Raw genomic sequence first — 25,401 nt, 5'->3', positions numbered from 1 at the left:
GAAAACGATGAAGGCTCAAACGATGCTTATATCCGCACTGCTGTTTGCATTCGTTATTGCGTTGTTTGCCGTAATAAATGTCAATTCGGTGCAAGTTAATTTTATGTTTGCGCAGACTCAAATTCCGCTCATCCTCGTCATTCTCGCTTCGACGCTCCTTGGCGGATTAGTGATTGGATTATTTGGAATGGTGCGTGTATTCCGTTTGCAGCGCCAGGTTAAGCTGCTGAATAAACAGGTGAATGAATTAACAGCTGAGGTGGAAAAAAAGGCAAAGCCGGAGCTCAAGCCATTCAGCATCGATGAGATTGCTGCTCCTCAGGCGCGGACGTCCGTAGATCATTAATGGCTCGTTATTTATACAGCTACAGCTGTCATGAAGAGGAATTGGAGCTATGCCGTCTGGAGCTTAGCCGCTTGCTGGATGCTCCGCTAAGCGATGGCTTTGTCGTGAGCGAGCATCGCGTTCATCCAAGCCGCAGTCCGTTTCTGAAGCGACGCGTTGAGCTTGCCCTTTCAGGAGCAAGTTTGCCGGTGCTTCTAGAGCAGCTGCCGCTTGTCGATTTGAATGGAGCGACATTCAAGGTGCTTTGCACAGTGGCGGATGCTCCATACAGCTATGAAGAGCAGCGCGGACTAGAGCGTTCCGTCGGTGCATCACTAATTGGCGTCGCGGACATGCGGCGGCCAGAGCGTCTGCTGGGCATTACCTTTTGGAAGCAGCGTTATTGGTTTGGCGACTGTGAGGAAGCGAGCGCAGTCTGGCTCGCCCATCGGCAGAAGCCGCAAAATTATTCAACAGCACTTGGCACAAGAGTGGCTCGGGCGGTAGTTAACATTGCCGCAGGGCCGAATGGCGAGGTGTTGAGTATGATCGATCCATGCTGCGGCATGGGCACCGTGCTGATTGAAGCGCTGTCGATGGGCATTGCGATTCGTGGCGTGGATCGCAATCCCCTTGCGGTGCGGGGGGCCCGGGTCAATCTTGCTCATTTTGGCTATAGTAAGGAGCTTGTTTCACTGGGCGATATGCGTGAGCTGGAGGGGCATTATGATGCGGCAATCGTAGATCTGCCATATAATTTATGTTCGGTCTTGCCGATTGGCGAGCAGCTTGATATGCTGGAAAGTGTAAGACGGCTTGCTGACCTTGCAGTCATTGTGACGACGGAGCCGATTGAAACGCAGCTTTCAGCCTCCGGCTTTAGCTCGGTAGATCGCTGCGAACTGCATAAGGGCGCTTTTACAAGATTTATTACGCTGGTTAAATAATAAAGCGAGGTGATAATATGTCGGACGTGGAGAACAAGGAAGTACAGGAGCAGCCTAAGAAGCTGACTCAAGCGGAGAAAGCCAAGCAATTGCTGGCTCAGAAGAAGCAAGGCAAAGCGGATGGCTTCGCACAAGGCGGCTTTTCAACAAACACGCAGCAAATGAAGAGCCAGAACACGAAGAAGGTCAACAATCAACGCAAAAAGATGGGCGTGTAGTCAGCTTTCAGCTGGGTGATGCCTCATCGTCTGAATAGCCTTTTGCTATGCTGGGAATGCAGCGTAGCGGGAGGCTTATTTTTAAATATAGGAAAGTATATGATTTTCCCATCCTTTCTCTATATTTCTACGCGAAACAGTAGCTTTGCCGCCAGAGGGCGGCTTCAGCCGTTTACGCTTGAAATACATCCATTTTTAAGTGGCCCGTGCAGGAATGAATCGCAGCTTCTTCCCGCATAATGTACCTATACCATATTTCTTTGCGATGGAGGGAGAAGCATGCTGGCAGCAGGTGGAGGAGCCGTTAACATATTTTTGCTGGCGGGTGTGGCTACGACGAAAAGTGCCTTTAACGCTTGTCGGGACAAGCTTGATCAATTATTTCGCGAATCGGGCGTTGAGCCGCGCATTCATATTTTGCATCCTTATGGCGACAATAGCCGCAGTCTGTTTCGTCAGGTGCTTGAGGTCGGCAGCGATTTGACCAGCTTTATTGCAGCTGGACGCATCGGTGGGCAAATTGCCTACCGTCAAGTGAAGGAGAAGCTGCTGAGCGCTGATGAGCCGTCCTTGTTCATCGGGCATAGCGGCGGTGGAGCGGCAGCTTATCAGGCGGCGAAAATGCTCATGGAGCGCAATCTCATGAGCAATTTCCGCGTCGTACAGGTCGGCTCGCCGCGCAATCATATTGCGCCGCAGCTGAAAGATAAAGTGTGTTATTTGTATGCCGTAAACGAGGCGGGCAAGCTTAATGATCCCGTAAGCCGCATCGGCAGTTGGGGCGGCTGGGAGCGAAGCGCTTCAGGAGTGCCGCAATGGCAGCGAATGAAGCATGCGCCTGGCAAGGTTGAGCCGATACACGTCATCGGCGGGCATGCTCATTATTTCCGCCATCAGGAGGCGTTCCGGGATCAAGATGCGATCTGCAACCTCGATAAAACGATCGACCGCTTGCGGCTATGGTTGAAAGACTGGCACTGATGTTCTACACTGTAAGTAGTAGGGCTTGCGATTTTCAGTGGTTGAAACGGAGGTGCCATAGCAATGGCAAACACGCATACGTATTCCAGACGCGAGGAAATAGCCAATGCCATCACACATGGCATTGGAGCTGCACTTAGCGTTGCTGCACTCGTTATTTTAATCGTATTTGCAGTGGAGAAGGGGACAGCTTCTCATGTAGTCAGCTTTACGATTTATGGAACAGCGATGCTGCTGCTTTATGCCGCATCGACCTTGGTGCACAGTTTTCCAGAGGGCAAGGCGAAGCGTGTTTTTGAATCGCTGGACCATTCCTTTATTTATGTATTTATTGCCGGGACGTATACGCCCATTTTGCTGCATATTGTCCAAGGGACGTTAGGATGGGTTCTATTCGGCATCGTTTGGGGCTTCGCCCTTGTTGGTGTCGTATTTAAAGCTTTTTTTGCCTCAAAGTTTTTATTTACCTCGACGATCGTGTATTTGGCCATGGGCTGGCTGATCGTTTTCGCCTGGAAGCCGCTTACGAGCCATTTGGCGCCTGGCGGCCTGCAGCTGCTCATTACAGGCGGGCTGCTCTATACGGTGGGAACCGTATTTTATATGTGGCGGGCGTTTCCTTATCATCATGCGGTATGGCATATGTTCGTGCTTGGTGGGTCCGTGCTGCATTTCTTTGCCATTCTGCTTTATATGCTGCCGTCCTAAACGTTCAAAGAAGCTTGGCAATAGACGGATGCGTTTGCATCTGCCTGCTGCCAAGCTTCTTTGTGCTCGATCTACTGCGTAAGCAGCGGGCACCAGCCGGGCGGCTCTGAACAGATGGCCAGTGCGAAAATAGGTTCCTCTACATACAGATCGTTAAAATAGCTCGGAAGCACATGGTTGGCGGCAACCGAGCCGAGCCTGAACGAGCGCTTGACCTCGCCCTTTACATGCAAGTAATAATACGTTTTTTTCGTTTGTGGCGATTGATACACAAGGGTTGGGAGATGGGGAACGATATCATATTCGTTTTGAAAACGCCAATGAGTGCCGACAAGATTGTTATAATTGCGCACAAATTTAGGATCGCCGACCCGCGGTGCCCCAAACGTATAAACGATCGGCGATTTTATTTCAGTATTCGCGGCTATATCGGCAGCTGCAAGCGTTGCCAAAGCGCCGCCTAAACTATGCCCCGTTATAAACAGAGGCTTATCTGCGGGCAACTGCTCGATAAGCGCCAATATTTGATCGCGCGCAGACATATAAATATCGGTGAAGCCTTTATGCGTATAACCGCCATTTTTCACTGGACGATAGGGCGTTTGCTGGGCGATAAAATCCGATACCCAATCGACGGCGGAGCCTGAGCCGCGGAATGCGAGCACGGAGGACTGCTCCGACATCAGCAGGAAGCCGAACGCTTCCTCCGTCTGGTCGTAGGCTCGGGCATTGAACGTCCCGACCAGCGTATAATTGCGCGGCACGAGAAACAGCCCGCTTGGATTCGTAAATTGCAAATACGTTTGACCGCATACCGCAGCCAAAAATAAAGCCGTCCGAGTGTCCAGCTGCTGCGACTCCCGGTTGTTGTTTTTTTTCAAAGTTGCCATTGCCCGACCTCCGCTCCATATTGCGTCTCAGCGCAAGAAGTTTCTGCCTAAATGCCGCCTGCAAGTGGGCAGCTGATGTTGTAGCATATGAAAGGCTGGGCGACTCCGCAACCGCTTGGGCCAAGCTCTGGCAAATAAATTTGGCAAAGTAACAATGGACGTAGGCGAGCTTGCACCGTTATAATAACAGGAAAAAGTTTTACGAGGGGAGCTTGCACATGACTTTGCAGATTGGTGTTATCGGTACAGGTTGGTTTGGAAAGATGCATGCTGAAAAACTGGCGCGTATGGAAGGGGTCAACGTAGCAGCATTAGTGGCTACAAGCAAGCAGAAGGCAGACGATGCGGCTAAGCCGTTTACAGATGCACGCGGTTATGAAAACGTTTCCGATATGCTCGATGACCGGAAGCTGGATGCGGTCTATATTTGTGTTCCGCCGTTTGCCCATGGCGAGATTGAAAACGAACTGGTAAAGCGCGAAATTCCGTTTCTTGTCGAAAAACCGCTTGGTGTTGATATCGAGACTCCGGCAGCTATCGGACAAGCTGTTCAGGCTAGCGGCCTGATTACATCAGTCGGCTATCATTTCCGCTATATGGATGGCACGGATAAAGCGAAAGAGCTGCTGGCGGACAGGCTGGCTGCTATGGCGATTGGGAACTGGATGGGCGGTATGCCGGGTGTCGGCTGGTGGAGAAAAATGGAAGGCTCTGGCGGACAGTTTGTCGAGCAGACGACGCATATTGTCGATTTGCTGCGTTATTTGCTCGGGGATGTGACGGAGGTTTATGCCGCATATGGCGACCGGATTATGGCAGGCAAGGAAGAAGGCGTTGAGGTTCCCGATATTGGAACGGCTACCTTCAAGCTGGCGAGCGGCGCAGTAGCTTCCATCAGCAATACCTGTGCCCTTAGCGCAGGGGATCGTGCCGGACTGCACATTTATACGGATAAAGGGGTATTGGAGCTTGGGCATCATGGGCTCATTGACATCGAAGCCAGCCGCAAAACGGAGTACGTTAACAAGCGCGATCCTTATCAGCTTGAAAATGAGGCTTTTCTGCATGCCGTTCGCACCGGCGACACTTCGCTCATTCGTTCGACCTATGCGGATGCGTTGCGGACGCAGGAAATTACAGTTGCGGCTAACCAATCGGCGAAATCGGGCCTTCCGGTTCGTTTGCCCTCGTACTTATAAGCCGCTTAGCTGAAGGATTGAAGTTATGCTCTAAAATATAATAAAGCCCCTCCATATTCGCTGAAATAGCGAGCAATGGAGGGGCTTGTTTCATAATAAATCATGTTCAGCTATAGTCGGCGTGAACGTGTCAATGGCTTCGCTGCTGACGGAGCCTGCTCCTGTGAGGCCGTCTTGGCAGACGATGGGCGCTCCGAAGAAGGGCGCCGCCCGCTGTCTTCATCCGCAAGCGTTTCCTTATACTTCTTGCGGCTGTGGCGGTCAGAACGAGTGGCAGCCAGCTTGCCAGAGCCGCCGCGGCCAATCAGCATATCGCCTGTCCAGCCTTTCTTCCACAGCCAGACGTAAATGAGTACGGTAATGCCGATTATGAAGGCGCAAAGAATCGTAAAGCCCCACCAGGTTTTGTCCCAAGGCAGCGGCTCCAAATTCACACCCCAAAGGGCAGAAATGACCGTTGCTGGAGTGAAAATCACGGTGAAAATCGTCAGCGTCTTCATAATATCATTGCCACGGAAGTTGGAGATCGCATCGTCCATTGAAATGAGTGTATCAATCTCCAGCGAATAATGCTTGAGCAGCGTATCGATTCGTTCCAGCTTATGAGTAATGCGCTTGTAGGCTTCGCTTTCCATAATTCCGTCGAGAAAAGCTTCCTTCACCGAGCCGTGAAGCTCGCGAACAGGCGTGAAGAGATGGCTCCAATGCAGCAAGTCATATCGCCTTTCAATGATGGTGTCCATCAGGCCGGTACGATTGGCGCTGCGCATATTATTTTCAAGATCGCCAAGCCGGTTCTCAAAGCCGTCCAGTCCTTCGTGGAAGGGGCCTAATATAACGCCGAGCATAACCAACAAGGCTTCGGGAGCAGTATCGCATGTTTCAAGCCTGCTCGTTACATCATCTGCCTGAAAGCGTATAGCTAGCCGCATATCCTCATGCATCGTCACAAGCCGCTTGCCTGATACCCAGAAGTGGAACGGCTGTATATCCGTATGCACATCCGAAATCTGGATCATCAGTGTGCCATGCACAAGCGGGCCGCGCTCTGTTGCTGGGGCAACCGTAATTTGATTCGTCGTCCGTCCGTCACATTCCTCAAGCCAGGAGGCGCATTCAGGAAGCAGCAGCTTCGCCTCCAGCTTTTGCGAATCGGCACCGCTGCCCACCTGAACAGGGTATGGCCGCGCAGCAAGGAAGCTTTCATTATTTTTTCTGTTGTCCTTGCGTTTGGGCAGTTTCTGCCCGATCTCCGCATGCTGCCTTTCGAGCTGCAGCATTTGCCAATCCCACTGCGCGGGATAGCGAAGCACTCGATGAATCATCGCCTTGCCCCCTGCTTGTCCGATTTCCATTTCACTTCCCTCCATCATACCTTGAAAGTGTTTGTTGTACAACAACCGGGCGGCGAATCTGCAACATTGCGATTGATTCATTGCCGCTGAGGGTATAACTATTCTAAGAGCGCTCGGATGAAGCCAGCTGAAAAATGGCGAACACATCATTTGCCGAAATCAGCAGGCTTTTGTAATCACAATCAGGTTTAGGAGGAGATTCTAATGGCTAAGAAGCTGGGGATTTTCAAGACGGAGCAAGAAGTGATTGATACGGTTGCCGCATTGGAGCAAGCCGGATTCGTGCCGGGAGAGCTTCAAATTATTGCTAAGGATAGCGAGCATTCCCGCCGAATTGAAGCGGAAACCGATATTCATGCCGATGAGGTCATGGAACTGGCGCGCACGAATGGAAGCCGAGGGATGAATGAGGGGACGACGATTGCTGCTGCCGCTGTGATGCCTACGACTGGCATGACCGGAGCTGGCGGTTGGAGTGCGGTGCCAATGACAACGGATGGTTTGCTGGCGACTAATTTTATTTCAGATGACGATGGCATTAATCACGCGCTCAGAGCGCTCGGACTGGATAAAGCCGAGGATGAAAGCCGGGAAGCGATTCGTGCCGGGAGCATCATCGTCGTCGTGGAGACGGATGAGAGCCATACGATGATGGACAAAGAGGGCGGACCGAAGCTGGCGCGGCTTTCAATAGCGGAATCTGTATTTCGCAGCCAAGGCGCTGTGCATATAGCTGATATTTAGTGGATATATCAAATAAAGTTTATGTCATATAGAAAAGAAGGGCTCCGCCGATCGGCGGAGCCCTTCTTTTCTATATAGTGGTGTATATAAGCACACTATATGGCCGTGATGCAAGCCTGCTTAAACCTTTAATAAGGAAGGACGGTCAAGGCGCACGATGCTGGCGAGCGGATGCGCCTCGCCATTAATCATGTCCCGCAGCATATAGGCAGCCATCATGCTGTAGACGGTGCCATTGCCGCCATAGCCTAGGCAATAATAGACGCCGGGCATTTTTGGGTCTGCTCCGATAAAGGGCAAATTATCACGGGATTCGCCGAATGTGGCGCTCCATTCAAATTCCAGCGGCTGATCCAGCATCGGAAACAATGCCGTTATTTTTTCCAGCAGCTTATCGGTTCGCTTGCGCCTTAGCTTCTCGCTCTCAATCGGCGCTTCTGTCATTTCGTCCAGTCCGCCAACGACGATACGGCCATCCACCGTCGTGCGCAAGTATAAAAAGGGGCGCGCCGTTTCCCAAATGAGGCATTGGCCCGGCCAATTGGCCCGCAGCTTCGCGTCGTCCTGAACGACGGTAACGGCGGCAAAGGAACGGTTAATGTTGGCTTTAACGAGCTGGCCGCGCAGCTCCTCAGGCTCATAGCCAATAGCGAAAATCACATGCTCCGCCTCGATTTCCCAGCCGTCTGCAGTACGCAGCAGCTGTCTGCCTTCAGCGGACTGCTCATGCTTTACGATGTCGGTATGCTCATAAATTTGCAGCCCGGCTTCCACTGCAGCGGCAGAGACGCCCTGCACGAACTGGAAAGGATTAACCTCGGCATCCCCCTGCGCCACAATGGCGCCCGGTTTGCGGAAAGGAAACTGCCGGGAAATATCGTCCGCTTCCAAGAAGCTGACATCAAAGCCATGCTTGAGCAGCATCTCATACTCCTTCCGCAGCATTGGCAACTCCTGCTCAGAGGTCGCATAGTATAGGCTGCTTCTTGGAATGAAGCCGACATCTACGGGGAGCTGCGCCGCAACTTCTCCCAGCTGCCGCACGGCATCCAGACAGCCGCGATAGAACCGAACGGCATCGTATTCGCCGATTTGGTCAGCGAGCTCCCACAGCATAATATCATTGGAAAACTGGAGCAAGCCCGTGTTGGCCGACGTACTGCCGCCAGCTACGCTTTCCCGTTCGAGCATCGCTGCTTCAATGCCGCTTTTCGCCAAAATATAGCCACAAATGGTACCCGACATACCGCCGCCGACAATGGCAACTTTCACTTTTTTGTTCGAGGTAATACTCGGATATTCTGCCGGGGAATTTAAGGTAGTAGGCCAAAACAGACTGCCTGTATGCAGCTCCTTCATCTGAGGCACAGCTCCTGTTCATGTGGATTTAAAAGGTGTTTCTTAGTAACCATTACACATCTAATCAATTGTTGTACCACTAATATGTCCCATATCGGCCTACCCGTATTACAAGCCATGCGGCTTGCTCGCTACTCCTTCTGGCTGCGCATCGCTTCGCGGTACGCGGTTGGGGATTGATTATAAAAACGCCGAAATTGCTTGGAAAAATAAAGCGCATCCTGCAGTCCGACAGAAGCGGAAATTTGCTCAATCGTCAGCTCTCCACGCTCTCGAAGCATCTGTCTAGCCTTGTCTATTCTCAGCTTGAGCAGGAAGGTGACGGGCGTCGTTCCCGTCTTGCGTTTGAAAAATCGCGATAAATAAGCGCGATTGTAGCCAAGCGCCTCCGCCATCTGCTCAATAGAAACGGGATGGGCATATTGCGTCGATAAATAATGGATCATTTTTTGGAGCAATTGCTCTCCCTCTTCATCGGCCATCAGTGCTTTGCCGCGAGCGGCATCGCTCATAACGGCGCTGTATTCAGCGAGCAGCAGCTGCAAATAGCCGCTTGCCTTCAAATGCGCAGCCGCCTCATTCGAGCGGAAAATATGGAAGATATGATGGAAAAGCACGGCGGGCCGCTTGCTGCTGCCCGTATCGACGACCGGCTGTGCAGCGGATAAGCCTGCTGTCTCCAGCAGCCCGCCTGCCAGTGTGCCCCTAAAAGCGACCCAGCGGTAGCGCCAAGGATTTTGAACATCGGATTCATAGCTGACCAGTTGCTCCGGTTCAATGAGAAAGGTATGCCCTGCCCGCAGCTCGTAGCGGTTGTCGCCGCAAATGAAGATGCCGCTGCCTTCAAGGACGACATGCATCAAATAAAAATCATATACTTTCGGTCCGAGGCGATGGGCTGGCTTCGTCTGGCTTTCCCCTGCGAACAATACGTGCAGCAGATCGTTTTCGATGATCATAGGGCTTGAGGCGACTTTATAGTTCTCTGGTCTGTTCATTCATTACACCTGCCTGCAATTGGGAATAAAGACTGCTTTATTTGCGGATTTTAATAATCATAGCATGTCTTAAGATCGATATGAAAGTCACATATATCCATGTAAATAGCACTTTGCGCCATTTTAATTGCCGCTTGCCTTGCGCTATACTGAAGGGGAAGACATCGCCTTACATCAAATTACTAAAGACGATAAAAAGGGACGTGATTGCAAGTGGTAAATGTTCAAGAGCTTACACAGAAATTTATCCAACAATATGGTGGAGAAGCCTCTTCCATTCAAGTATTTCATGCTCCAGGCCGGGTGAATCTGATCGGCGAGCATACCGATTATAACGGCGGTTACGTTTTTCCGGCTGCTTTAACGTTCGGCACTACGCTGCTCATTCGTGCGCGCGGAGACCGCAAGCTTGGGCTGGCAACGACGAATTTTCCAATGAGCCGGGAATTTGATCTTGAAAATATCGTTTATGACGAAGCGGATGACTGGATGAACTATCCGAAAGGGATTTTCCATGAATTGAAGCAGCGCGGCGTGAGCTACACATCCGGCTATGATCTGCTGTACCATGGCGAAATCCCGAACGGAGCGGGCCTGTCCTCCTCGGCTTCCATCGAAGTGGTTACGGCATATGCCTTGCTGACGCTTGAAAAACAGCCGATCGACAAGGTTCAAATTGCTCTGCTCTCGCAAAAATCGGAAAATGAATTCAATGGCGTGCAATGCGGCATTATGGACCAATTTGCTGTGGCGAACGGCAAGAAGGACCACGCGATTTTGCTCATGTGCGACACGCTGGAATATGATCTCGTTCCGTTCCAATCGGGCAGCTACAAGCTCGTTATCGGCAACACGAACAAGCGCCGCGGATTGGTGGATTCCGCTTATAATGAGCGCCGCAGCCAATGCGAGCAAGCGGTTCAGGACTTGACGCAGGCATTCCCTGAGCTGACGCTGCTTGGCCAAATTAACTTGGAGCAGTTCAATGCAAACAAGCATCTGATCAAAGAAGATATCGTCCGCAATCGCGCGCAGCATGTAGTCGAGGAAATCGACCGGGTGTTGCAATCGATGGAGGCTCTTAAAAAAGACGATCTCGCATTGTTCGGCCAGCTGATGAACGGCTCGCATGACTCGCTGCGCGATTTGTATGAAGTAACAGGTGCGGAGCTGGACGCGATGGTAGCTGCGGCTCGCAAAGTAGATGGCGTGCTTGGCTCGCGCATGACAGGCGCAGGCTTCGGCGGCTGCACCGTATCGCTCGTTCATGAAGACAGCATTGAGAGCTTCAAGCAGCAAGTGGGCGAGGAATACACGGCGGCAACCGGACTTGTAGCGGATTTCTACGTATGCAGCATCGGCAATGGCGTTGAGCAGCTGGTTTAAGCAACAGACGGCTTAAGCAGGCCTATCGAATGAAGCGTGTTGAACGGATTTAGCCGTTTACACTTACATGCAAGCAAATATGGGAGGGATAATACAATGGCAGTATTGGTAACAGGTGGAGCAGGATATATTGGTTCGCATGCTGTAGCGTCACTTAAAGAGCGCGGCGAAGAAATCGTCGTCGTTGACAATTTGGAGCAGGGGCATCGCGAGGCAGTAACAGGCGGAAAGCTGTACGTTGGCGATTTGCGCGATAAGGATTTTCTGGAAACGGTATTTAAGGAAAACAGCATTGATGCCGTTATTCATTTTGCAGCTAATTCGCTCGTAGGGGAAAGCATGCAAAACCCAGGGAAATACTATCATAACAACGTTTATGGCACATTATGCCTGCTTGAAAAAATGATCGAGCACAATGTGCTTAAAATTGTGTTCTCATCCACAGCAGCTACCTATGGCGAGCCGGAAAACGTGCCAATCGACGAATATGACCGCACGCTGCCGACTAATGCCTATGGCGAAACGAAGCTGGCTATGGAAAAAATGATGAAATGGTTCGATGTCGCGCATGGCTTGAAATTCGTATCCTTGCGCTATTTCAACGCAGCTGGCGCGCATGAGAGCGGCCTGATCGGCGAAGACCATAATCCGGAATCGCATCTTATTCCTATCGTGCTGCAGGCAGCGCTTGGACAACGCCCGCATATTTCGGTGTTTGGCGAAGATTATGAGACAGAGGATGGCACTTGCATCCGCGATTATATCCATGTCAGCGATTTGGCCGATGCGCACGTGCTTGCTGTAGAACGTTTGCGTACGGGTGCGGACAGCTCGATTTACAACCTAGGCAACGGACAAGGCTTCTCCGTTAAGCAAGTGATTGATATTGCGCGCTCCGTAACCGAACGCGAGATCAAGGCTGTCATTGAGCCTCGCCGGACTGGCGACCCAGCCGTACTGGTAGCGGCATCGGATCGTGCCCGCAATGAACTGGGCTGGAATCCGAAGCGCGACAAGCTGGAGGACATTATTCGCAGCGCCTGGAACTGGCATGTGGCGAATCCGCAAGGCTACAAAGGTAAAGCACAGGAGTAGGAGCAAGAGGAAGGAGCGTTTTTCGCATGACAGACAGCCAGACAGCCGCAGCAAATGCGGCGAAGGCGCTTGTAAATATTGAAAGACTGATTGGTTTTGCTTACCGCCAAGGCTTGCTTCACAAGCTGGACATTCATGCTGCCCGCAATGCGCTGCTTGATTTATTCGGCTTTACGGAGCCGCATGAGGGGGAAGTAGCTGAGGAGCAGCTGGATAGCGCGGTTTCGATCTTGGAGGAAATGCTCGATTATGGCTACAGCATCGGCCTGATTGAGGAAAATATTACGACTTATCGAGATTTGCTGGATGCGCGCATTATGGGCTTGCTCATGCCGCGCCCCTCGGAAACGGTAGCTGCTTTCGATCGGACAGCAGAAGCAGAGGGCATTTCCAAGGCGACGGATGCCTTCTATAAGCTGAATATTGATTCCAACTACATTCGCATGGACCGCATTCGCAAAAATAAATATTGGCTATATGATACGGATTACGGCAATTTGGAGATTACAATCAATCTGTCCAAGCCGGAAAAGGATCCAAAGGAAATTGCGCTGCTTAAGACGCTGCCGCAAGCTAAATATCCATTGTGCCTGTTATGTGCTGAAAATGTAGGCTACGCCGGACGCGCCGATCATCCTGCGCGGCAAAATCTGCGCGTCCTGCCGCTGACCTTGCAGGCAGAGCAATGGTATTTTCAATATTCGCCTTATGTTTATTACAACGAGCACAGCATTGTATTCAAGGGCGCGCATGAGCCGATGGCGATTTCGCACTCCTCGTTTGCGAGGCTGCTCGATTTCGTCGAGCTGTATCCGCATTATTTTATCGGCTCCAATGCCGATTTGCCGATTGTTGGCGGCTCGATTCTGAGCCACGACCACTTCCAGGCAGGACGTCATACGTTCCCGATGGAAGCGGCTGGGGTGGAAGCAAGCTTCGTTAATCCGGAGCTGCCAGGCGTCAAATACGGTATCGTAAGCTGGCCAATGTCCGTTGTGCGGATAAATGGCGCTTCGAAAGCTGATGTGCTGAAGGCGGCCTGCAGCCTGCTTGATGCTTGGCGCGGCTACAGCGACGCGGATGCGGACGTTCTCGCATTTACCGCAGGTGCTTTGGATGCAGCACAGACGCCGCATAATACGATCACGCCGATTGCCAGGCTGCGCGACAACGGCGAGTACGAGGTCGATCTTGTGCTTCGCAACAATCGGACGAGCGACGAGCATCCGGACGGAATTTTTCATCCCCATCAGAACCTGCATCATGTCAAAAAAGAAAATATCGGCCTGATCGAAGTGATGGGTCTTGCTGTTCTGCCAGGCAGACTGGCAACGGAGCTCGGTCAAATTGCCGCTTACTTGACGGGAGAGGCGACTATCGATGCTGCCCTTCAGGAAAGCGCTCATCCGCTTCACAAGCATGCAGAGTGGATTAGAGAGCTTGTAGCGTCTTATGGAACGTCCTGCTCAGAGAGCGAAGCTCAGGCGCATGTGGAGACTCAGACGGGTGCAAAGTTCCTCGATGTGCTGAAGGACGCAGGGGTATACAAACGCAACGATGCTGGAAAAGCAAGTTTTCAAAAGTTCCTGTTTTCCCTAGGGTTGCAAAGTGAATAATATAGGCTGAAACGTGAAGCTGGCTTTTAATCCTGAGGGGATTGAGAGCCAGCTTTTAATCTGTGAAATAATTAATTTGAAAAGTGTAAAAAATTATGGTATTTTTTATATGATTAAAAATAGTATTTACGTTACTAATGTTTTATTGTGATCGCCAACACTACAAGTTAGATGGAGGAGTTAATATGCCGGAAACTATTATGCCGTTAGATGATTTTTTGCAGTTGAATTCGGATGAGCAAGTGGAAAAGCTGAAAAGATGGAAAATGGATTATACGCTTAAAGATATTCGTGAAGCTTGGGATTTCAAACATTCCGCTCAGTATTACATGCTCCTTAAGAAACTCCGCATCTACGAGCGGGTTGTAAATAAGTCGGACAAGTTCTATCCGGTTCCAGATCATTTGTCTTCACAATCGGGTGGTGGATTTGAACGTGGATGGAGAGGACAGCCTTCTTACGCTCAGCAGGAGCTTAAGCTTCCAGCAGATCAGTTCAACTACAACTTGAACACAACGCTCAGCGGTGCTGAACTTGCTGAGAAACTCGAGCGCCTTGCTTTCTTCCTGAAGGGCGAGCAGAAACAAGTAGCCATTTCGCTGTCCCTTGAAGCAGCAGCAGCTGTAGCAGTGAAGGAATCCGAAACGACAGAAGAATAACACAAAGAAACCGGGGCAGCTCTTGCGAGTGCGCCGGTTTTCTTGTGTTGTCGAAGGGTGTAATATAATGTATTTTAATGGTATTACTTGAAGAGCTGTATTACTTGTTCCTTAGCTTGCCTAGCTCTGATACAAGGGCTTCAACTTCACTGATACTGAATTTTTCTTTGCTTGCAACGACCTCATACAGTTCCTTAATGTCTTCGTATTGCGTAATATTGAAATGGGAAGCCTGCATAGCGGCAGCCGAAGCCATCTTTAATTTTGTTTTGATGGTATCAATCATAAATTCAATATTTTGCGGCGTTTGCTGTTCAAGATCAAGCATGGGTAAATCCTCCTTCATCATTCAGGGCATGGATGCATGCGCCTGCTGTTTCATACTAATGCCGTCATTGTAACATAATTTTAGGACGGGCATCAGACAAATTGAATAGAACCGATAAATCCGATACAATTAATAGCAGGATGGGTAATTATAAAGTAGAGCATGAAGGAACGCAGATAAATTGAATGAAGCAGGTTAGCTTAAAGGAGCAGGAAGATGGAGCAGTCAGATCGTTTCAATCTCGAAATTGCTGAATTTCTGGCTCCGATTGCCAGGCAGTACCCGAATAGAAGCGATATTTCCTTCGTATGTATTGGTACAGACCGTTCGACAGGAGATTGCTTTGGGCCTCTCGTCGGCACGCTGCTGCGGGAGCAGGGCTGGGAGCATGTCATCGGCACAATGGAGCAGCCGTGTGACGCCTATGCAGTGGAACAGGCGGTTCTCAAGGCTGAAAATCATGCAGTCGTCATTGCGATTGATGCTTGTCTCGGCAAGCCGCAGTCGGTTGGAGCCTTTCTGGCGAAAGCGGGTCCGCTCCAGCCAGGAGCAGCAACGGGCCGGAGATTGCCGCCCGTCGGACATTACAGCATTGCAGGCGTTGTGAATGCGTTAAGCCACAAGCCATATATAACGATTCAGACGACATCGCTGTATCATGTCATGCAAATGGCAGAGCAGTTGGCAGCAGCGATTGCAAGAGCATGGCCGGGCAGTAAGCGCTTATTAAAATGGACAGAAGAGGAGCGTGTTTATTTTGGCTAATTGGATAACCTTGGCGAATCAAAAGCTGATGCTTGAGGAAGGCACAGAGCTTAGCTTTTACGACTCAGAAGCGTTAAAATGGCAGGCTGGAGCAACGGACTCAGATCCAGAGGCAGGCCACCCCTCTCCTGTGGTTGTGCTGCTGCATGGCTACTGCGGCAGCTCAGCCTATTGGGAAGAGGTTGCGCCAATGCTTGCACGGCAGTCGCGCCTGATCATTCCTGATCTGCGCGGTCATGGCTTATCTTCGGCCTCCGCCGATCTTGAAGCTACTATGGAATTGTATGCAGATGATCTTTACGCTATTCTTGAGCATCTTCGCATAGATAAAGTATGCCTCATCGGCCATTCGCTTGGCGGCTACATTGCATTGGCTTTTGCAGAGCGGCATGCGGACCGGTTGGCGGCATTCGGGCTTGTGCATTCTACAGCTCTAGCTGACAGCGAGGCCGCGAAGGACAATCGGGACAATACGATAAATTTAATCAAGCAGGGCCAGCTGGAGCAGGTGATTGACGGCATGTCGCAAAAGCTATTTGCTCCAGATAATTTGGACAAGCTGCCTAGCAAGGTGGCGCGTGTGAAGGCGATTGGCTATCAGACGGGCGGAACAGGAGCGATCGCTGCGGCATCCGGAATGAAGGCAAGGCCTGATCGGACGAGCCTATTGCGTGAAGCCAAGCTGCCTGTGCTGCTGCTTGCCGGGGAAGGCGATCAAATCGTTCCACCGGAGCGGACGCTGTTATTTGTTGGCCCCTCCATCACGCAGGTGCTGCTTCCAGATGCCGGCCACATGAGCATGCTGGAGCAGCCGGAAGCATGCGCAGAGGCGATCAGCAGCTTTATTGCTCGGATATAGGCTGGACGCACCTTTCTCGCAGTGGTGATCATCGTTCAAGCTAAATCATGGCAAGGCAGATAGAGGCTAGTGAAAGGGGCACGGAGCGATGTTTCAACGGGATTATTTTATGCGCATGATTGAGCAGATGACGGAAGCGGTCGGACAAGTGATGCAGCTGAGAAGAGAGCTGAAGCAAGAGGAGGCGCTTGTCGTCATTGACGAGCTGCTGGACCGCAGGTTTGGGCTAAGCGGGAAGCTGATTCGCACGTTGTCAGACGAGGATCTGCTCGCGGTTATGACGAAAAACGGCGTCGTAGAAACGGACAATATCCAGGCAATCGCGATTTTGTTCAAGCAGGAGGCAGAGCTGTATGAAGATTTGGGCAAAGAAGCGGAAAGCTTTGCGCACAGCTTAAAGGCTTTGCACTTGTTTATGCGGCTTTCACTCATCGATGCGCCGCCGACGCTTACAGACTCGAGCGAAGAAGCAGTGAACTTGCTCGGCAAGCTGTCGCCATACGAGCTGCCCAATCGAACGAAGCATCTGGTTGCTGAGTGGCATGAAGCAGAGGGCGCTTTTGCGCTCGCTGAAAATATTTGGTACGAGCTGCTTGATGACGGCGCAGCCGGCAAAGGCGAGGTCGCCGCGTTTTATATGCGGCTGCTTCCTTTTGAGGAGGACAAGCTTGCGGCTGGCGGCTTGCCGATAGAGGAAATCAGAACAGGGCTGAACAGCCTGGAGATGGAGCAATAGCAATGACAGAACAGTGGCAGCAGGACATATGCCGCCTGACAAAAACGGGCGGGCTTTTGCAGGGAACGCTGAGCCAGCTTCGCCGCAAGGACGGAGACGCAGCGCCCAAAATCATCATTCGTCCCGTACAATTGAAAAATGGCCTTCATTATCAATTTGAAGCTCATTATGCGAATAAGGTTATACATAACAATTGGCTTCCGGAAGATGCGGGGCCGAGGCTGGTCGAACTGCTCGGTGAGCAATATCGCCAGGCGCTTCTCAAAACGCAGGAAGCAGATATACAGCTGCTTCTGAGCAAGAAAGGCAAGCCGACTTTGCTTAAAAAGCCGCCAACCGCTAGTGCAGCAAGCACCGAGCAGCAGCACAACCGCCAGAAGCAGCGCGTCATTGCGGAAGGACAGGCGGCACCGTTTATGGTGGAACTGGGCATAATGACGCCGGAAGGCAAAGTCCATGCGAAAAAGCAGGATAAGTTCCGGCAGATCAATCGCTTCCTGGAAATGGTTACTGATGTATTGCCTCAGCTTCCGCAGGGCAAGCCGCTGACCATTATCGATTTTGGCTGCGGCAAGTCGTATTTGACGTTTGCCCTGTATCATCTGCTGGCGTTAGAGCAGAAACGGGATATTCGCATCGTTGGTCTTGATTTGAAGGCGGATGTCATCACTTTTTGTTCGGAGCTTGCACATACGCTTGGTTATGATAAACTGACATTTATGGTGGGTGATATTGCCGATTATGAAGGTGTAAGCGAAGCGGATATGGTTGTAACGCTTCATGCATGCGACACGGCTACCGATGCTGCGCTTGCTAAGGCAGTCGGCTGGGGAGCCTCGGTCATTATGTCCGTGCCTTGCTGCCAGCACGAGTTGTTCAAGCAGGTGAGCAGCGACGTTTTGGCCCCTATTTTATCGCAAGGCCTATTGAAAGAACGTTTTGCGGCTATTGCAACCGATGCGGCCCGTGGCACGCTGCTTGAGGTGCTGGGTTATAAAGTTCAAATGCTGGAGTTTGTTGATCCGGAGCATACGCCCAAAAATCTGCTCATTCGAGCGGTTCGCGGCGAGTCGGGCATACAGACGAAAAAATGGGAGCAATATGAGCAGTTCCGTAATTTTCTGCAGATAGCACCTAGTCTTGAGAAACTGCTTGCCGAACGTTTGCCCGCAAACTAGCAAGTATATAACTTATTGGAAATTGCTTTAGGAATGCATGGATGATAGCGACCAAATGAAAGATGCCGATTACTAGCGTTATCATGGTTAAAGGCGGGAAACAAGGAAATGAGAAAAGTTCAGATTGGCATGGTGCAGCCGGGGGACAGGCTTGCCAAAACTATTTTTCAGGATAACGGCAGCGTGCTGCTCGGCGCAGGCGTGGAGATGAATGACCGTTTTATTAATAGGCTTGAAAATATGGGCTACGATTTTGTGTTTATTGAAGATAAGGCCACAGAAGATATTATGCCCGAGGACAGCATTCGCGACGAGACGCGCAAAAAAGCGGCGGAAGCTGTTTCTGCGACGATGAATGCGTTCAAAGAGCCCGCCCTAAAGGGGCGGACGATTGCCCCGGACATTGGACGGACATTCCGTTCGGTATTTGGGTCCATCATGCAGGACCTCGCGAGCAGGCCAAACATGGCGGTCAATTTGACCAGCATTCATTCGGCGGATGCCTATTTGTTTCAGCATTCGGTCAATGTTGCGATGCTTGCCGGCGTTATTGGAATCGCCAAGGGCTTCAATCGCAACCAGCTGGAGGATTTGGGCATTGGCGCGCTGCTGTTTGATATCGGCATGACGAAGCTGCCTCAGCCGCTGCTGGCGACGAAAGGGCCGCTATCCGATGCAGACCGCAAAATCATGCAGAGCCACACGATGGAGGGCTTCGATATTTTACGGAAGTATCATGATATTTCCCTCTTATCGGCCCACTGCGCATTGCAGCATCATGAGCGTTATGACGGCTCGGGTTATCCGCGCGGGCTTAAGCATGATGATATTCATATGTTCGCCCAAATTGTCGGGCTTGCCGATGTTTATGACGCACTGACTTCCCCGCGGCCTTATCGCAAAAGATATACGCCAACGGAAGCCATCGAATTTCTGTTTGCGGCCGGCAATACATACTTTGATTTTGAGCTGATCAAGCTCTTTTGCCGCCATATTTCCATTTATCCGGTGGCGACGACGCTGCTGCTCAGCTCTGGACAGACCGCCGTCGTGACAGCGAACAATGAGCTGGCCCTGCATCGTCCACGCGTACGCATTATTCGTGAAGCCGATGGCTCGCATACGGCAGCTCCTTTTGAAATTGAGCTCAAGGACGACATGTATTTGACGATTGTCAAAGAGCTATAGGGTCAAGCACGAGGCTTTCTTACACATTAAGGCAGCTTTTTCCCGCAGAGCTGTTAAGAAAAGAAAGAATATAAATGGGTTCGCTAGGTTAGGGGCTTGACTATACAAGCATTCCTTATGCTGCATAAGCTGTTAAGGCGAAAGTGCAAAAAGGAGTGGTGGTATAATGTCTAAAAAAATGAAACCCCCGTATTTAGGCCCTAAGGGTACAGGAAAAGTGATCAGCAAGGTAACCGGGACAAAGAGGCTTCAAAGCGGAGGCCCGACCTTTAACCGTCTGACGGTTGTATGGGTTACGACCAGTGGCGTGCCGTTTAATACGACCGGTTTTTTTGCCCGTCTGTTTAGAGGCAATACTGTGGTTGCGATTGCGGCGTTTGACCGTTTCGGTGTCGTCAGGTTTAACCAGATTGAGACGCTGACAAACGTATCTTACACGATTCGTTTATTCAATTCGAATGGCGTACTGTTCCGTACGGCGTTCATTCCGGCAGGAGTACAAACATTCGCGGTTATTGGCTAACTTCAAATCCTCTTGCATTTTCCGCTCATAACAGGCGGAGAGGGCAGGAGGATTTTGCTTTCTCTTTGAATCTTCTCTATCTTCATGTAATATGGGGATAGATGTATAAAGGGGGAGCTTTGATACATATGGGTGTGCAGCATCATACTTTATCCAAGCTGGATATTATTCGCAGAATTCTATTTATTACAATTGGGGCTGCGCTGGTATCTGTAGCTTTAGAGATTTTTCTGGTGCCGAACCATATTATCGACGGCGGAATTGTAGGCATTTCTATTATCGTATCCCATTTTACGGGGCTGCCGCTCGGCTTGTTTTTGTTCTTATTAAATCTTCCTTTCCTGCTGCTAGGGTATAAGCAAATCGGCAAAACCTTTGCTTTATCGACGTTATACGGCGTTAGCGTCATGTCGCTGGGCACATTTTTGCTGCATCCGGTGAAGGCGATTACGAGCGAATACGTGCTGGCCGCTATTTTCGGCGGTGTCATATTGGGCGCTGGGGTTGGACTCGTTATCCGTTTTGGCGGATCGCTGGACGGGACGGAAATTGTTGCGATCTTGAGCAATAAGCGCCTGCCGTTTTCAGTAGGCGAGGTCGTGATGTTTTTTAATCTTTTTATATTGTGCAGCGCCGGATTTGTATTCGGTTGGGATCGGGCGATGTACTCGCTATTTTCTTATTTCATAGCATTCAAGATGATTGACATTACGATTGAAGGCTTTCAGGAATCGAAGGCCGTCTGGATTATCAGCGAAAGCTGGCAGGAGATTGGCGCAGCTATTATGAGCCGTCTCGGCCGCGGCGTCACTTATTTGCACGGCGAGGGCGGCTTTACCGGCGGGCAGAAACGGATTATTTTTTGCGTCATTACCCGGCTGGAAGAAGCCAAGATGAAATCGATTGTACAGGAGCTTGATCCGGCTGCTTTTCTGGCCGTCGGCAACATCCATGATGTGAAGGGCGGCCGCTTCAAGAAGCGTGATATTCATTAGCAAAGGGGTTTAAGCTTTGGATGAGTTTGCAAGCATCAGCCATTGGACGGCGGGCAGACAGTCCGCTGAATGGCAGCAGCAAAGAGGCGTGACGCTCGGCATTGGCGATGATACAGCCATCATTGCTCCTGCGGGGATGGCGGATGAGCTGGATGGACCGCTGGAGCTGCTGATGGCCGTCGACACGATGGTGGATACGGTGCACTTTAATGCGTATACGATGACCGATGAGGATGTCGGATATAAGGCGCTTGCCGCGAACGTGAGCGATATCGCGGCAATGGGCGGTGTGCCGCGGCATGCACTCGTGTCCGTGAGCGTGCCGGCGGCATATGGGCCGGAGCGGATAGCTCGGCTCTATGATGGGCTTTATGCGTGCGCCGCGGATTACGGCGTCGCGATTGTTGGCGGCGATACGACGTCTTCGCCGCAGCACTTGGTTGTTGCGGTGACGGTGACGGGAGCCGTCGAAGCTGGGCGGGCTTTGCGCCGCTCCGGGGCGAAGCCCGGAGACGCGGTTGTGCTGACCGGAGCCGTCGGACTGTCGGCGGCAGGTCTGCATTTGCTGCTCGCGCGCAAGCAGGAGCGTCAAGAGCAGGCGGCGCGCGAGGCAGTAGAATCGGGCGAAACGGGCAGAGCTAGTGATGCTAGTGATGCCAGTGGGACACAGCCTGCTGGGGATTCGCAAGCGGCAAGCTCAGCGGGCGTTTCAAATCAAGCGCAGCACGAAGAGGTGCGCGGAGCGGCAGCGCTCATAGGGGCGCATTGCCGCCCTGTACCTTCCGTGCGTGCGGGACGTTTGCTGCTTGAGCGTGGCAGCTGTAATTCCCTTAATGATGTGAGCGATGGGCTTGCCAGCGAAGCATGGGAGATTGCCGAAGCCTCACAGTGCTGCCTTGTGCTCAAGGAAGATATGCTTCCACGCAGCGGCAGTATGGCTGCTTATGCGGCGGATGTTGGAATCGATCCGCTGGAGTGGATGCTTTATGGCGGCGAGGATTATGTGCTGCTAGGCACAATGGAAGCCGCTGATGTGCAGGCAGCACGCGAAGCTTTCCATGCCGAAGGCTTGCCATTTTATATCGTTGGCGAGGTGAGGCAGGGGGCGCCTTCAGTGGTGCTGGAGCCGGCGTTGTCAGCCAAAGCGGACGGAGCTGCTGCCAAGGGCAAGTGTATGCCCCTTGCCAAGCGAGGCTATAATCATTTTAAGAAATGAAATTGGGTGAATAGGATGCAAACAGCGATTGGAGAAGCACAGTGGAAGGCGAGCAGCACGAAGGATACGGAAGCACTTGCGACGCTTATTGCTTCATGGGCAAAACCAGGCACGCTGCTGGCGCTTGACGGTGATCTTGGTGCGGGAAAAACGACGTTTTCACAGTTTTTTGCGAAAGCCATTGGCGTGCAGGGCATAGTAAACAGTCCGACCTTTACGATTATCAAAGAATATGAAGGCGCTGAGATGCCCTTTTATCATATGGATGTTTATCGCGTATCCCTTGAGGAAGCGGACGAGCTGGGACTTGACGAATATTTTTACGGCAGCGGCGTGACGATTGTGGAATGGGCAAGCTTGATCGAAGAGCTTTTGCCCGAGGAGCGCTTAGAGCTGTATTTGGAGCATACGGGCGGCGAAGAGCGGGTAATTCGGCTGAAAGGCATCGGGGAAGCCTACGCGGGCTGGTGCCAGTCTTTGAATGACAGGGAAGTAGGGAAGCAACATGGTTGAGCAGGCGGAGCAGCCCATATTAGCATTTGATACCTCGACGGCTGCCCTCGCGGCGGCTGTTATTCAAGGTGATCGGATTTTAGGTGAAATTCAATCTTTTGCGGAGCGCAATCACTCCGTTTATATTATTACGCATTTAAAGCAGCTGCTTGAGGATTGCGGTGTAAGCAAGAAGGAGCTTGGCGGCATCGCTGTAGGCGGCGGCCCGGGCTCTTACACGGGCATGCGAATTGCGGTAACAGCGGCTAAGACGCTTGCTTGGACTTGGGATAAGCCGTTAGTAGCGCTGTCCAGCCTTGAAGCGATTGCTTACGGGGCGTGTGAGCGATTAAAACAAACCGATGCGATAATTTCAACTATGCAGCAACAAATTCAGGCGGATCACCCTAATATGAACAAAATGGCTGTATGGTTCATTCCTATCATGGATGCAAGGCGGGGCCAGGTATATACGGCAAGCTTCTCCTATGCATATGGCGATCAATGGGAACGCCGTGCGGCTGATGGAATCAGGCTGATGCGGGATTGGGTCGACCAGTTATTGGAGCAAGTTCAAGAGCAGGTTCAAGAACAGGAACAAAAGCAGGAGCAAGAGCAGGCTGAGCTTAAGCCAACTCAGGTTCCAGCTGGATATGTTACTAAAATTTACATCACTGGCGATCTTAAGCTCCACGAGGCGGAGGCGCAGCGGCTCGTAGAAGGCTGTGCAGAAGCGGGTGTAGAGGTTAGTCTGTTTCCTTATGAGCTCGAAGGCAGGGCGATAGCTGAGCTGGGGCGGAAGCGCCTGCTTGCGGGGGATATAGATGACCCCCATACGCTTGCGCCAAACTATACACAGCTGCATGAGGCGGAAGTTAAGCTGCAGGAAAAGGAAGCTGCTCTAAAGGCTGAACAGGAAGCTGAAAGGGCAGCCGCCCAATCGGCTTCACTAAAGGCTGCAATTAATGCCGATGTGGATGCGGCTCGAGTAAAGGATGCGGAGCCATGATGAGAGAAATCAATCGGGATGAAATGATTTATCGGTCCATGACGTTGCAAGACATACCGTTTATTGTGGCGATCGAGCAGGAGGCCTTCACAGGTCCGTGGACAGCAGAGGCTTTTACCAATGAATTGACGAATAATATGTTTGCCAAATATATGGTGATGGAATACGAGAGGGAAGTTATCGGCTATGCGGGCATGTGGGTAATCGTGGACGAGGCGCATGTAACGAATGTAGCGGTACGTTCCGATCATCGCGGACAAGGGCTTGGCAAGCTGCTGCTGGGCGAGCTTCAGCGGACGGCAGTGTTTTTCGGTGCAAATAAAATGACGCTGGAGGTCCGGGTATCCAACGAGGTGGCGCAGCGGCTTTACCGCAGCCTTGGTTTTGAAGCGTCGGGCATCCGTCCCGGCTATTATTCGGATAATCAGGAGGATGCGCTCATTATGTGGGCGGAGCTTGATACGAGCAGCTTAGGCGTCCGGGAAGAGGGGCAGGAGTATTGAGCATGCAACAACAGGAAACGGCGAAGGCGGCAGCGGAAAATGAAAGCAAGTCAGGCCTTATTCTTGCCATTGAGACGAGCTGTGATGAAACATCCGTTGCCGTCATTCAGGACGGTAAACATATATTATCGAATGTCATTTCGAGCCAAATCGAGGTGCATCAGCGCTTTGGCGGCGTTGTGCCGGAAATTGCCTCACGCAAGCATGTTGAGGTCATTACGCTGATGATTGAACAGGCGATTGCTGAATCGGGCATAAAGCTAAAGGATTTGTCCGCGATTGCGGTGACGCAGGGGCCGGGACTGGTAGGCGCACTGCTTGTCGGCATCGTAGCGGCCAAAACACTGGCAATGGCGCTAGATTTGCCCTTGATCGGCACCCATCATATTGCGGGGCATATTTACGCCAACCAGCTCGTGCATGAGCTGGAATATCCGTGTATGGCGCTCGTCGTTTCTGGCGGGCACACGGAGCTGGTGCTGCTCGAAAATGAAGGCTCCTTCCGCATGATCGGGCGTACGCGCGACGATGCGGTTGGGGAAGCATACGACAAAGTAGCTCGTTCGCTCAAGCTGCCTTATCCGGGCGGGCCGCATATCGACCGTCTGGCTTCAGAAGCAACGGAAGCGCTGGCACTGCCAAGGGCATGGCTGGAGGCGGACTCCTATGATTTCAGCTTCAGCGGCTTGAAGTCGGCGGTGCTGGCGGTTATTAATCAGACGCAGATGCGCGGGGATACGCTCAATGAAGCGGCGCTGGCACGGGGCTTTCAGGAGTCGGTCATTGAGGTGCTTGTTGAAAAAGCGCTTCGCGCCGTTCGCGCCTATGGCGCCAAGCAGCTGCTGCTGTGCGGAGGCGTCGCGGCAAATCGCGGCCTGCGGGCAGCTCTGACTTCCCGCTGCGAAGCGGAAGGCGTGCCGCTGCTCATTCCGCCGCTGACGCTGTGCACGGATAACGCGGCGATGATCGGAGCTGCCGCATTCCTGAAATGGCAGTGCGGCGAATATTCGTCGCTCGATCTTAAAGCCGAGCCAAGCTTCAGTCTGGAAGGCTGGATGGCACCGCAGGTGCAGAGCTAGACTAACGGCTGCTGGAAATTTTTTTGGTGTTGTGATTGACATCTAATTTT

Annotated in this window: 28 protein-coding genes; 23 read left to right on the top strand and 5 right to left on the bottom strand. The window is 51.6% G+C overall.

Features of this window, described 5'->3' with window-relative positions:
- Positions 1–7: 7 nt before the first annotated feature.
- From AC50X8_RS22305 to trhA, 5 genes are all read left to right on the top strand, one after another.
- Positions 8–346 (top strand): LapA family protein, encoded by a 339-nt coding sequence (locus AC50X8_RS22305; protein ID WP_063892588.1) that lies wholly within the window; start codon positions 8–10, stop codon positions 344–346.
- A complete protein-coding gene (locus AC50X8_RS22300) occupies positions 346–1,272 on the top strand; it encodes a TRM11 family SAM-dependent methyltransferase (RefSeq protein ID WP_494881559.1) in 927 nt (308 codons plus the stop codon). Before AC50X8_RS22305 ends, AC50X8_RS22300 begins: the two co-directional genes overlap by 1 nt.
- Before the next feature lie 17 nt (positions 1,273–1,289).
- Entirely contained in the window at positions 1,290–1,490 is a 201-nt protein-coding gene (locus tag AC50X8_RS22295) for a hypothetical protein (RefSeq protein ID WP_046229059.1), read from the top strand.
- 279 nt (positions 1,491–1,769) lie between these two features.
- Positions 1,770–2,471, top strand: a complete 702-nt coding sequence (locus AC50X8_RS22290) for a hypothetical protein (RefSeq protein ID WP_494864173.1) — start codon at positions 1,770–1,772, stop codon at positions 2,469–2,471.
- Positions 2,472–2,534: 63 nt separating this feature from the next.
- The gene (trhA, locus tag AC50X8_RS22285; protein WP_056037132.1) at positions 2,535–3,179 is read left to right on the top strand and encodes a PAQR family membrane homeostasis protein TrhA; all 645 of its coding nucleotides are present in this window, start codon (positions 2,535–2,537) and stop codon (positions 3,177–3,179) included.
- A gap of 71 nt (positions 3,180–3,250) precedes the next feature.
- On the opposite strand, the gene AC50X8_RS22280 is transcribed toward trhA, so the two are convergent.
- Positions 3,251–4,069 (bottom strand): lipase family protein, encoded by an 819-nt coding sequence (locus AC50X8_RS22280; RefSeq protein ID WP_056037129.1) that lies wholly within the window; start codon positions 4,067–4,069, stop codon positions 3,251–3,253.
- Positions 4,070–4,287: 218 nt separating this feature from the next.
- Between AC50X8_RS22280 and AC50X8_RS22275 the strand changes: the two genes are divergently transcribed.
- Complete coding sequence (locus tag AC50X8_RS22275) at positions 4,288–5,268, top strand: Gfo/Idh/MocA family protein (RefSeq protein WP_056037126.1); 981 nt, start codon at positions 4,288–4,290, stop codon at positions 5,266–5,268.
- A 110-nt stretch (positions 5,269–5,378) separates the two neighbouring features.
- On the opposite strand, the gene AC50X8_RS22270 is transcribed toward AC50X8_RS22275, so the two are convergent.
- Positions 5,379–6,623, bottom strand: a complete 1,245-nt coding sequence (locus AC50X8_RS22270) for a magnesium transporter CorA family protein (protein WP_494881557.1) — start codon at positions 6,621–6,623, stop codon at positions 5,379–5,381.
- Between the two features lie 204 nt (positions 6,624–6,827).
- Here AC50X8_RS22270 and AC50X8_RS22265 point away from each other — a divergent pair, with 204 nt between their 5' ends.
- Positions 6,828–7,367, top strand: coding sequence for a general stress protein (locus AC50X8_RS22265; protein ID WP_056037122.1), 540 nt, complete (start codon positions 6,828–6,830; stop codon positions 7,365–7,367).
- A 120-nt stretch (positions 7,368–7,487) separates the two neighbouring features.
- On the opposite strand, the gene AC50X8_RS22260 is transcribed toward AC50X8_RS22265, so the two are convergent.
- Positions 7,488–8,726, bottom strand: a complete 1,239-nt coding sequence (locus AC50X8_RS22260; RefSeq protein WP_494881555.1) for an NAD(P)/FAD-dependent oxidoreductase — start codon at positions 8,724–8,726, stop codon at positions 7,488–7,490.
- A 131-nt stretch (positions 8,727–8,857) separates the two neighbouring features.
- Positions 8,858–9,724: an AraC family ligand binding domain-containing protein gene (locus tag AC50X8_RS22255; RefSeq protein ID WP_494881553.1), complete on the bottom strand. Its 867-nt coding sequence runs from the start codon at positions 9,722–9,724 to the stop codon at positions 8,858–8,860.
- A 213-nt stretch (positions 9,725–9,937) separates the two neighbouring features.
- On the opposite strand from AC50X8_RS22255, the gene AC50X8_RS22250 reads away from it, so the two are divergent.
- From AC50X8_RS22250 to AC50X8_RS22235, 4 genes are all read left to right on the top strand, one after another.
- Positions 9,938–11,110 (top strand): galactokinase, encoded by a 1,173-nt coding sequence (locus AC50X8_RS22250; protein WP_494881551.1) that lies wholly within the window; start codon positions 9,938–9,940, stop codon positions 11,108–11,110.
- Positions 11,111–11,206: 96 nt separating this feature from the next.
- Positions 11,207–12,205 carry a UDP-glucose 4-epimerase GalE gene (gene galE, locus AC50X8_RS22245; RefSeq protein ID WP_430159024.1) on the top strand — a complete coding sequence of 333 codons (999 nt, stop codon included), beginning with the start codon at positions 11,207–11,209 and terminating at the stop codon, positions 12,203–12,205.
- Positions 12,206–12,231: 26 nt separating this feature from the next.
- Entirely contained in the window at positions 12,232–13,821 is a 1,590-nt protein-coding gene (locus AC50X8_RS22240) for a UDP-glucose--hexose-1-phosphate uridylyltransferase (RefSeq protein ID WP_494881549.1), read from the top strand.
- A gap of 185 nt (positions 13,822–14,006) precedes the next feature.
- A complete protein-coding gene (locus tag AC50X8_RS22235) occupies positions 14,007–14,480 on the top strand; it encodes a hypothetical protein (protein ID WP_046229069.1) in 474 nt (157 codons plus the stop codon).
- 100 nt (positions 14,481–14,580) lie between these two features.
- On the opposite strand, the gene AC50X8_RS22230 is transcribed toward AC50X8_RS22235, so the two are convergent.
- Positions 14,581–14,829 carry a DUF1128 domain-containing protein gene (locus tag AC50X8_RS22230; protein ID WP_494881547.1) on the bottom strand — a complete coding sequence of 83 codons (249 nt, stop codon included), beginning with the start codon at positions 14,827–14,829 and terminating at the stop codon, positions 14,581–14,583.
- A gap of 195 nt (positions 14,830–15,024) precedes the next feature.
- Here AC50X8_RS22230 and yyaC point away from each other — a divergent pair, with 195 nt between their 5' ends.
- The 12 genes from yyaC to tsaD all read left to right on the top strand — a co-directional run bounded on the left by yyaC (position 15,025) and on the right by tsaD (position 25,351).
- Complete coding sequence (gene yyaC, locus AC50X8_RS22225) at positions 15,025–15,573, top strand: spore protease YyaC (protein ID WP_056043469.1); 549 nt, start codon at positions 15,025–15,027, stop codon at positions 15,571–15,573.
- Entirely contained in the window at positions 15,566–16,432 is an 867-nt protein-coding gene (locus tag AC50X8_RS22220; protein WP_056043472.1) for an alpha/beta fold hydrolase, read from the top strand. Before yyaC ends, AC50X8_RS22220 begins: the two co-directional genes overlap by 8 nt.
- An 88-nt stretch (positions 16,433–16,520) precedes the next feature.
- Entirely contained in the window at positions 16,521–17,168 is a 648-nt protein-coding gene (locus tag AC50X8_RS22215) for a DUF6483 family protein (protein ID WP_056043475.1), read from the top strand.
- 2 nt (positions 17,169–17,170) lie between these two features.
- Positions 17,171–18,346 (top strand): class I SAM-dependent methyltransferase, encoded by a 1,176-nt coding sequence (locus AC50X8_RS22210; RefSeq protein WP_494881544.1) that lies wholly within the window; start codon positions 17,171–17,173, stop codon positions 18,344–18,346.
- A gap of 108 nt (positions 18,347–18,454) precedes the next feature.
- Positions 18,455–19,534 (top strand): HD-GYP domain-containing protein, encoded by a 1,080-nt coding sequence (locus AC50X8_RS22205; protein ID WP_056043480.1) that lies wholly within the window; start codon positions 18,455–18,457, stop codon positions 19,532–19,534.
- Positions 19,535–19,700: 166 nt separating this feature from the next.
- Positions 19,701–20,057, top strand: coding sequence for a hypothetical protein (locus AC50X8_RS22200; protein ID WP_056043484.1), 357 nt, complete (start codon positions 19,701–19,703; stop codon positions 20,055–20,057).
- 128 nt (positions 20,058–20,185) lie between these two features.
- Positions 20,186–21,052, top strand: a complete 867-nt coding sequence (locus AC50X8_RS22195; protein ID WP_056043488.1) for a YitT family protein — start codon at positions 20,186–20,188, stop codon at positions 21,050–21,052.
- Positions 21,053–21,068: 16 nt separating this feature from the next.
- Complete coding sequence (locus AC50X8_RS22190) at positions 21,069–22,268, top strand: thiamine-phosphate kinase (protein WP_494881542.1); 1,200 nt, start codon at positions 21,069–21,071, stop codon at positions 22,266–22,268.
- Positions 22,269–22,283: 15 nt separating this feature from the next.
- Complete coding sequence (gene tsaE / locus AC50X8_RS22185; RefSeq protein ID WP_056043493.1) at positions 22,284–22,781, top strand: tRNA (adenosine(37)-N6)-threonylcarbamoyltransferase complex ATPase subunit type 1 TsaE; 498 nt, start codon at positions 22,284–22,286, stop codon at positions 22,779–22,781.
- Entirely contained in the window at positions 22,774–23,769 is a 996-nt protein-coding gene (gene tsaB, locus AC50X8_RS22180; RefSeq protein WP_494881540.1) for a tRNA (adenosine(37)-N6)-threonylcarbamoyltransferase complex dimerization subunit type 1 TsaB, read from the top strand. Before tsaE ends, tsaB begins: the two co-directional genes overlap by 8 nt.
- On the top strand, positions 23,766–24,272 hold the full coding sequence (gene rimI / locus AC50X8_RS22175; protein ID WP_155973646.1) for a ribosomal protein S18-alanine N-acetyltransferase: 507 nt from the start codon (positions 23,766–23,768) through the stop codon (positions 24,270–24,272). Before tsaB ends, rimI begins: the two co-directional genes overlap by 4 nt.
- A 2-nt stretch (positions 24,273–24,274) precedes the next feature.
- Positions 24,275–25,351, top strand: coding sequence for a tRNA (adenosine(37)-N6)-threonylcarbamoyltransferase complex transferase subunit TsaD (tsaD, locus tag AC50X8_RS22170; RefSeq protein ID WP_494881537.1), 1,077 nt, complete (start codon positions 24,275–24,277; stop codon positions 25,349–25,351).
- Positions 25,352–25,401: the final 50 nt, after the last annotated feature.

The sequence above is a fragment of the Paenibacillus sp. JT22N15 genome, assembly GCF_059383755.1.
The sequence above is the reverse complement of the archived record's forward strand: the minus strand, read 5'-3'. Positions and strand labels throughout refer to the sequence as shown.

Bases quoted from the DNA above. Each gene is read 5' to 3' on its own strand.
- yyaC (WP_056043469.1), top strand. From the start codon at position 15,025: ATGGAGCAGTCAGATCGTTTCAATCTCGAAATTGCTGAATTTCTGGCT.
- AC50X8_RS22280 (WP_056037129.1), bottom strand. From the start codon at position 4,069: ATGGCAACTTTGAAAAAAAACAACAACCGGGAGTCGCAGCAGCTGGAC.
- AC50X8_RS22230 (WP_494881547.1), bottom strand. From the start codon at position 14,829: ATGATGAAGGAGGATTTACCCATGCTTGATCTTGAACAGCAAACGCCG.
- AC50X8_RS22275 (WP_056037126.1), top strand. From the start codon at position 4,288: ATGACTTTGCAGATTGGTGTTATCGGTACAGGTTGGTTTGGAAAGATG.
- AC50X8_RS22295 (WP_046229059.1), top strand. From the start codon at position 1,290: ATGTCGGACGTGGAGAACAAGGAAGTACAGGAGCAGCCTAAGAAGCTG.
- AC50X8_RS22215 (WP_056043475.1), top strand. From the start codon at position 16,521: ATGTTTCAACGGGATTATTTTATGCGCATGATTGAGCAGATGACGGAA.
- AC50X8_RS22260 (WP_494881555.1), bottom strand. From the start codon at position 8,726: ATGAAGGAGCTGCATACAGGCAGTCTGTTTTGGCCTACTACCTTAAAT.
- AC50X8_RS22300 (WP_494881559.1), top strand. From the start codon at position 346: ATGGCTCGTTATTTATACAGCTACAGCTGTCATGAAGAGGAATTGGAG.
- tsaE (WP_056043493.1), top strand. From the start codon at position 22,284: ATGCAAACAGCGATTGGAGAAGCACAGTGGAAGGCGAGCAGCACGAAG.
- AC50X8_RS22235 (WP_046229069.1), top strand. From the start codon at position 14,007: ATGCCGGAAACTATTATGCCGTTAGATGATTTTTTGCAGTTGAATTCG.
- rimI (WP_155973646.1), top strand. From the start codon at position 23,766: ATGATGAGAGAAATCAATCGGGATGAAATGATTTATCGGTCCATGACG.
- tsaD (WP_494881537.1), top strand. From the start codon at position 24,275: ATGCAACAACAGGAAACGGCGAAGGCGGCAGCGGAAAATGAAAGCAAG.
- trhA (WP_056037132.1), top strand. From the start codon at position 2,535: ATGGCAAACACGCATACGTATTCCAGACGCGAGGAAATAGCCAATGCC.
- AC50X8_RS22205 (WP_056043480.1), top strand. From the start codon at position 18,455: ATGAGAAAAGTTCAGATTGGCATGGTGCAGCCGGGGGACAGGCTTGCC.
- AC50X8_RS22305 (WP_063892588.1), top strand. From the start codon at position 8: ATGAAGGCTCAAACGATGCTTATATCCGCACTGCTGTTTGCATTCGTT.
- AC50X8_RS22265 (WP_056037122.1), top strand. From the start codon at position 6,828: ATGGCTAAGAAGCTGGGGATTTTCAAGACGGAGCAAGAAGTGATTGAT.
- galE (WP_430159024.1), top strand. From the start codon at position 11,207: ATGGCAGTATTGGTAACAGGTGGAGCAGGATATATTGGTTCGCATGCT.
- tsaB (WP_494881540.1), top strand. From the start codon at position 22,774: ATGGTTGAGCAGGCGGAGCAGCCCATATTAGCATTTGATACCTCGACG.
- AC50X8_RS22270 (WP_494881557.1), bottom strand. From the start codon at position 6,623: ATGGAAATCGGACAAGCAGGGGGCAAGGCGATGATTCATCGAGTGCTT.
- AC50X8_RS22195 (WP_056043488.1), top strand. From the start codon at position 20,186: ATGGGTGTGCAGCATCATACTTTATCCAAGCTGGATATTATTCGCAGA.
- AC50X8_RS22200 (WP_056043484.1), top strand. From the start codon at position 19,701: ATGTCTAAAAAAATGAAACCCCCGTATTTAGGCCCTAAGGGTACAGGA.
- AC50X8_RS22240 (WP_494881549.1), top strand. From the start codon at position 12,232: ATGACAGACAGCCAGACAGCCGCAGCAAATGCGGCGAAGGCGCTTGTA.
- AC50X8_RS22210 (WP_494881544.1), top strand. From the start codon at position 17,171: ATGACAGAACAGTGGCAGCAGGACATATGCCGCCTGACAAAAACGGGC.
- AC50X8_RS22290 (WP_494864173.1), top strand. From the start codon at position 1,770: ATGCTGGCAGCAGGTGGAGGAGCCGTTAACATATTTTTGCTGGCGGGT.
- AC50X8_RS22255 (WP_494881553.1), bottom strand. From the start codon at position 9,724: ATGAACAGACCAGAGAACTATAAAGTCGCCTCAAGCCCTATGATCATC.